3 protein-coding genes, 15 tRNA genes and 1 rRNA gene are annotated in these 6432 nt (G+C 43.6%); 17 read left to right on the top strand and 2 right to left on the bottom strand.

What is annotated here, in order from left to right:
• Positions 1 to 891: 891 nt before the first annotated feature.
• The gene (locus B5771_RS06100; protein WP_047812172.1) at positions 892 to 1560 is read left to right on the top strand and encodes a Crp/Fnr family transcriptional regulator; all 669 of its coding nucleotides are present in this window, start codon (positions 892 to 894) and stop codon (positions 1558 to 1560) included.
• A gap of 386 nt (positions 1561 to 1946) precedes the next feature.
• Here B5771_RS06100 and B5771_RS06095 read toward each other — a convergent pair whose 3' ends face one another.
• Positions 1947 to 2828: a hypothetical protein gene (locus B5771_RS06095; protein ID WP_088186737.1), complete on the bottom strand. Its 882-nt coding sequence runs from the start codon at positions 2826 to 2828 to the stop codon at positions 1947 to 1949.
• A gap of 15 nt (positions 2829 to 2843) precedes the next feature.
• A complete protein-coding gene (locus B5771_RS06090; RefSeq protein ID WP_242966760.1) occupies positions 2844 to 4094 on the bottom strand; it encodes a multiheme c-type cytochrome in 1251 nt (416 codons plus the stop codon).
• 221 nt (positions 4095 to 4315) lie between these two features.
• Here B5771_RS06090 and B5771_RS06085 point away from each other — a divergent pair.
• The 16 genes from B5771_RS06085 to B5771_RS06005 all read left to right on the top strand — a co-directional run.
• Positions 4316 to 4391, top strand: a tRNA-Glu gene (locus tag B5771_RS06085).
• Positions 4392 to 4409: 18 nt separating this feature from the next.
• A tRNA-Val gene (locus tag B5771_RS06080) sits at positions 4410 to 4485 on the top strand.
• Between the two features lie 8 nt (positions 4486 to 4493).
• A tRNA-Asp gene (locus tag B5771_RS06075) sits at positions 4494 to 4569 on the top strand.
• 20 nt (positions 4570 to 4589) lie between these two features.
• Positions 4590 to 4673 (top strand) — tRNA-Tyr (locus B5771_RS06070).
• Between the two features lie 17 nt (positions 4674 to 4690).
• A tRNA-Met gene (locus tag B5771_RS06065) sits at positions 4691 to 4765 on the top strand.
• Positions 4766 to 4803: 38 nt separating this feature from the next.
• Positions 4804 to 4878 (top strand) — tRNA-Gln (locus tag B5771_RS06060).
• 4 nt (positions 4879 to 4882) lie between these two features.
• A tRNA-Lys gene (locus tag B5771_RS06055) sits at positions 4883 to 4958 on the top strand.
• A 6-nt stretch (positions 4959 to 4964) separates the two neighbouring features.
• A tRNA-Gly gene (locus B5771_RS06050) sits at positions 4965 to 5039 on the top strand.
• A gap of 5 nt (positions 5040 to 5044) precedes the next feature.
• Positions 5045 to 5121, top strand: a tRNA-Arg gene (locus tag B5771_RS06045).
• A 14-nt stretch (positions 5122 to 5135) separates the two neighbouring features.
• Positions 5136 to 5211: transfer RNA gene (locus B5771_RS06040), tRNA-Thr, on the top strand.
• A 6-nt stretch (positions 5212 to 5217) separates the two neighbouring features.
• Positions 5218 to 5302 (top strand) — tRNA-Leu (locus B5771_RS06035).
• A 16-nt stretch (positions 5303 to 5318) separates the two neighbouring features.
• A tRNA-Ser gene (locus B5771_RS06030) sits at positions 5319 to 5409 on the top strand.
• Between the two features lie 7 nt (positions 5410 to 5416).
• A tRNA-Asn gene (locus tag B5771_RS06025) sits at positions 5417 to 5491 on the top strand.
• Between the two features lies 1 nt (position 5492).
• Positions 5493 to 5569, top strand: a tRNA-Ile gene (locus tag B5771_RS06020).
• A gap of 5 nt (positions 5570 to 5574) precedes the next feature.
• Positions 5575 to 5648: transfer RNA gene (locus tag B5771_RS06015), tRNA-Gly, on the top strand.
• Between the two features lie 725 nt (positions 5649 to 6373).
• Positions 6374 to 6432: ribosomal RNA gene (locus B5771_RS06005) — 16S ribosomal RNA — on the top strand; the annotation flags it as partial.

The raw sequence follows: 6432 nt of genomic DNA, 5'->3' as shown, positions 1-6432 counted from the left end.
GAAGTTAAGGATCCACACTGCAGGAGTCTGCGTATGGGGACGCAGTGTGGCGAAAGGCTCATCCGCCTTTCGTTCCAGGGCCAATAATACTTGGGGCGCAGGCCCCTGGGAAAGTAGGTCATCGCCAAGTAACAAGCGATAGACTGCCATATTGGCAGTCTATCTGTGTTTCATGAAAGAAGTGAATGATATATTGGGTCCCACACTGCAGGAGAAGGCGTCACTAGACGCAGTGTGGCGATAAGCTCGTCCGCTTATCGTGTTCGGGTCCACATTGCAGGAGAATGTGTCACAAGTCGCAATGTGGCGAAAACCTCGTCCGGTTTTCGTCACGCTGCAGGAGTCTGCGTATGGGGACGCAGTGTGGCGAAAGGCTCATCCGCCTTTCGTTCCAGGGCCAATAATACTTGGGGCGCAGGCCCCTGGGAAAGTAGGTCATTGCCAGGTAAAACAAGCAACAGACTGCCATAATGGTAGTCTGTTTGTGTTTCATGAAAGAAGTGAAAGATATTGGGTCCCACACTGCAAGAGAAGGCGTCACTTGACGCAATGTGGCAATAAGCTCGTACTTCGCCACGAAGTGATTCTCTGGAGGTAGTGGATACAATTTGAAGTGATGAAAAGGATATTAGGAATACAAGTTTATTCCTGGGCATCGAGCAAAAAAATGATATATACTGATCTTTTTGTATTATTAGCAGTTTTATAGATAAGCGTCTAACGGACTAAATAATAATCATTTGTGTGCTAGGATATAAGGGTGATCAGATATGAACGAAGATGAATTGAAATATCTGCAATATCCTGAGAAAGTAGGTAATGTTCAAATATAATTTCTAGTATCTTTTAATAGAAGTGTGTTAAACTGTTATTGTATGGGGGAATAATGATATGGAAAATATTAATTACGACGCTTTAGCTTTTGATGAGCACGAAAAAAAACTCATTAGAGAATATGGTACACTCAATCATTATCAAAAGGGTCAGATTATTTTCTCCGCTGGGGATACTGCTGATAGAATTTATTTAATTGAGAAGGGGTTCGTTAAGATTTATCGAATTACCCCGGACGGCAGGAAAGTCACAGTAGGAAGCATGCGGAGTCCAGGTCAGCTAATGGGGCTCGCTGAAACCTTGTATCACGGAGAACGCACCTGTTTTGCTGGAGCGATCAGTGATTCAACTTTAGTTGTTCTACGTAAATCGCGCTTTGAGGAATTGCTTGAAAAACAACCGTCCATAGCAATAAAAGTTGCTACTACTCTAGGTATAAGAATGAGAGAGGCAGAGGCTATTATTCAGGAAATGGTATGTTGGCAAGTACCTGGCAGACTTGCGATGTTATTATTGAAAATGTCTGAGCGAGCAGGGATTGAAACTGAAGCAGGGACTAAGATTGCATTACGCTTAACACATGAAGAGATAGCCTGTATGATAGGAACTACAAGACAAACTGTAACCTCGCTGCTCAATACGTTTAAGCAAGAAAACAGTATCTCTATTGAAGGGCGAGAAATGTACATTCTTGATGCAGATAAATTAATAAAATGGATAGTTTAGAGAGAGGCTAGCCAAAATGCTAGTCTAATTTTTTTGTTTTTAAGGGCAATTTTTAGCCACTATTTATAGCAACACTTAACCAAAATGTTAGCTCTATATAGTGGCTGTTGTTTTTCGGATTTTAAGGTCCCCACATCTATAAGTGGTGGTGGATCCTTTGTTAACTTCAGGTGGGCTAGAGTCCTCCTTCACCGCTAAATATTCCTGTTGGGAAAGGTGGCTCGGCAATAATGTCCTTTGGACATTATTGTATCTGAAGCCCCAATGTTAAGCTTTAGCGTAAGCGAGTTCACTCTCTATTTTCAGCTCATTTTGAATTCTAAAATAGCCCTTTGAAATTCGGCTATAGTTCAAACTTAGTTTTAGACGACGTTTTAGTCTTTCAATTAGTTATTATTACTAGAGGCCGAGCTTTCTTCAATAGGATCTAAGAAAACAAGGATTCCCCATAGACCTAAATCACAAAATAAAAGTGGAGCTAAGCCCGGAGCTTGATAAAAGACTCTTGACCATTGAATGACACCACGTCCTGCCAAATCAGAAGTAAGGTGAAAAGAGAATCCCATTAATCCCACGATAAAACTTATTACCATGGTAACACCTAAAAGGACAGATAACCTTCGTTCGTAATAACTATAGCTTTGAAAAAACAAAACTAAGGCTGCAAAGATTCCAACATAAAATGGGAACCATGTGTAGAGATTTTCGAAACCTGTGCGGGCATGGTCAAAGTAGGCGACTAAGGCTGTGGCCAAAAACCAGAATGAGGTTGCCAGAAGCAGCCAACGGGTTTTTTGAGTAAGATTATACTTTCGATGGGCTGGATGATCATCGAGGGAAGTTATTATGCCAATGATCCCTAAAGCAACAAAAGCTAAGGGAGCAAAGACGGGGTTCCCGCTTATCAATCCCGCATAAGTGACGTTATCCCCTGCCGAAACGGCTTGAAGATGAAAGCCAAAGCCCATGATCCCGATCAAAGCTCCCAGAGAGTGAATTAAAATGTTAAGATACTTAGGGAATCCTGATTTAGGCTTTAGAAGCAAATAGATAGTGCTAAGAGCCGCTAGCGGGGAGAAAATTATTGGAATCCATTCGTAGCTGGGAAAAAAACGGTTTTCAGCATGAGCAATTAAAACATCAACAAAAACAATCAGATAGTTAATACATAGAAAAAAAAGGAGGAGGCGCGTTTTTTCAATTGGTATCTGGAGGGCCTGCCGGGTGATCCATTGATAGGAATAGCGCCTCATAGATATGGATTTCATAGACGATTCTCCTTTTTAATGACCTTCTGCTTTAGTCGATTTACTCGTATTTTGGGTCGAGGTCGTATTAAATGTTCCTTTATTTCTCAAAGCGGCATCTTGTTCTTTAAGTTCGGTCAAGTCGATTAGTTGTTCATAGATTCCATGCCATTGTACGTAATCCGGACCGTTCATGAAGGCACCAAATCTCATCCGACGACCTTCATGGTGCCAAATTTCAAATCCTTTAAAGTCAATAGAACTTGAAAAGGGAGCTGCGGGAATTAACCCGTCGTCCTTCAAACCTTTAATGATATCCTGAGCGGTTTTAATATTTTCGTTGCCTTTTAAAACTACTTTGTCAGCATTGTCATATAAAGTTTTAATCGAAGATTCTGCGTGGCATTCTAAACAAACTGTTTGCATATTAACTCGATGTGTTTCCCAATCAGTTCGTTTTTGAGCTTGAGCTGGAGTTAACATCCAACTAAGACGTTGACCAACGTCATGAGTTCCTTGTGCAGCGCCAAAAGAAGCCATATGGCAAATAGCGCATGTTGGAGCATCAAAGTTTTTACTGGACAGAGTTCCGACCGGTGCATTCCAGGCCCAGGTAGAGCCCTTATTGGCATAAATCGTTCCATGAATTGATTCCTCGTAAATCTCCTTCTGAGGGTGATCGGGCCCTAGGTGGCAAGACCCACATATTTCTGGCTTACGGACTTGCGCTAAGGAAAAAGAATGTCCTTGGTGGCATTTAGCACAGTCGCCGAATGACCCATCAGCGTTCGGCTTACCAATACCATGGCACACTTCACAAGCCATTTTAGTAATATCAGGCCCTTCCATATGATAAAGATCGTTATACTTTCCTGTCGACGATAGACCGTAACGTTTAAGTTGTTGATCAGTAAAAGCGGAAGCACCGGTTTGGGCATACCAAGCAGCTGCACTATGCCTACTATGGTCAAATTGAGCAGCTTGAGCAGGATGACAGCGGGAACAGCTTTGAGGTGTTGGGTGGAGGACAATATTATTATCATAGTGGTTTACTGTCTGTTTACCACCCGGATCTCCGCGATGACAATCAATACAAGCTACTTTATTAGCAGCATGTTTGCTCACGCCGTATTGTTTAACAACTCCGGGAGTTGTTTGGTTATGACAGGAAAGACAACTTCCACCGTTCCCCGCAAAGGAAGGAGAGGTGGGATTAATCCTATTGGAATTAGAAGCATTCCATATTGAAAATAAGTATCCTAATCCAATAGTAATAATCAAAGCCAAAATTAGATTTCTCCAGAATTTATTGTGGCTCATATAGCTCGGTTTTACCGGAGCACCTCCTTTAATGGTGTTTAGTTGCTGGTAGTATTTCTTTTGTCGTGGAGAATATACTCTTTTGATAGGCTTGAAAGGCATTGATATAAACTTCTATAAAAAAATCTTGAAAAGTTGTTGACATTTTTATCAGGTTCAGCTATACTAAAAAAGTTCCAAAAAACAGTGGCCCGTTGGTCAAGCGGTCTAAGACATCGCCCTTTCACGGCGGCTACACGGGTTCGAATCCCGTACGGGTCACCAAATTGCATCTTAGTTTTTGGGTGATTAGCTCAGCTGGTAGAGCGCCTGCCTTACAAGCAGGATGTCGGCAGTTCGAACCTGTCATCGCCCACCAAAATTCGTGGCCCCGTGGTGTAGCGGTTAACATGCCTGCCTGTCACGCAGGAGATCGTCGGTTCAATTCCGATCGGGGTCGCCATATTTAATTGAATAAATAATGGGTAGGTGGCCGAGTGGTTAAAGGCGACAGACTGTAAATCTGTTCCGCGAGGTACGATGGTTCGAATCCATCCCTGCCCACCATTTATTATCACTCTCGACGCGGGGTGGAGCAGCGGTAGCTCGTCGGGCTCATAACCCGAAGGTCGTCGGTTCAAATCCGGCCCCCGCAACCAAGCTATTGAGTCTGGGAAATCCTGACTTAATAATATACTGGGGTGTCGCCAAGCGGTAAGGCACCAGACTTTGACTCTGGCATTCGTTGGTTCGAATCCAGCCACCCCAGCCATGATGAGCCATTAGCTCAGTCGGTAGAGCACCTGACTTTTAATCAGGGTGTCCCGCGTTCGAGTCGCGGATGGCTCACCAACACTCGCGGGTGTAACTCAGTGGTAGAGTGTCACCTTGCCAAGGTGAAAGTCGCGAGTTCGAATCTCGTCACCCGCTCCAAATGTGCGCTCGTAGCCCAGCTGGATAGAGCGTCTGACTACGAATCAGAAGGCCGGGAGTTCGAATCTCTCCGAGCGCACCATTCATTAAGAATTTGCCGTTGTAGCTCAGTTGGTAGAGCGTATCCTTGGTAAGGATAAGGTCACCGGTTCAATCCCGGTCAATGGCTCCATTTATTGCGGGAGTGGCGTAACTGGCAGACGCGCACGTTTGAGGGGCGTGTGGGTAACACCGTACGGGTTCAAGTCCCGTCTTCCGCACCAACCACGTAAATACTATGGAGAAGTACTCAAGTGGCTGAAGAGGACGGTTTGCTAAACCGTTAGGGTGGGTAACTGCCGCGAGGGTTCAAATCCCTCCTTCTCCGCCATATATATTCCTCGATAGCTCAATGGTGGAGCAACCGGCTGTTAACCGGTAGGTTGTAGGTTCGAGTCCTACTCGGGGAGCCATGGCAGGGTAGCCAAGAGGTCTAAGGCAAGCGGTTCATACCCGCTCATCCGAGGGTTCAAATCCCCCCCCTGCTACCAAATATGCGGGTGTAGCTCAATGGTAGAGCACTAGCCTTCCAAGCTAGCTACGTGGGTCCGATTCCCATCACCCGCTCCATAAGAGAAATACCGCACTAATATAGTGCGGTTTTATATTGTATAGGAAAGTATATATTTTGAACCTGTGGATAAGTACGAGTGTGCATCAGCACACTTTTTTTTGTCGCACAGAAAAGAAATATATCGTAACTATTGATAACTCGGTAAAATATTAATGGGCTCCTCATGGCACAGGGATAATTAAATGTCCCGCCATAGCGGAATCTAGGATAGAAAGCTATGATGGGAAAAATATACAACACAAACATGTTCTGTTTGTGGGAGAAGAAAGAAAATCTTCTCCAGAAATTCCAGTTGTACTTGCGGATATAGAGAACACCGGGATATACACGGAGCCAAGAATATCCTGAGCAATTACAAATATGGGGTGTTTCGAGAAGTATATGTACGTTCCATACAAAGTGCAGGTGAGGGAGGTTCACCAACCAGCAATTAAAAATGATTAGCACAAAAAAATATATTGCATATAATAGTTGACAAAGAGACTTTAAAAATGCTATTATAGTTAAGCGCCGCGGGACATGGTAATACAGTATTTAAGATACAACAAAGCACGTCGGCGGATTGCTACATTAAAATTCTTATGGATTTTAAGTTAGGGTGACACTGGTCTTTGAAAACTAAACAACAAGGACAGCCAATGAGAGAAACTCGCAAGAGTTTCGAAAAGAATCATGAAATCATGAGCAGAAATCATCTTCTTCAAGAGAAGTTGAAATAACTTTTTTGGAGAGTTTGATCCTGGCTCAGGACGAACGCTGGCGGCGTGCTTAACACATGCA

It is taken from the genome of Desulfosporosinus sp. FKA, assembly GCF_002196785.1.
Taxonomy (GTDB): Bacteria; Bacillota; Desulfitobacteriia; order Desulfitobacteriales; family Desulfitobacteriaceae; genus Desulfosporosinus; species Desulfosporosinus acididurans.
This window is presented reverse-complemented; position numbering and strand designations above follow the sequence as displayed.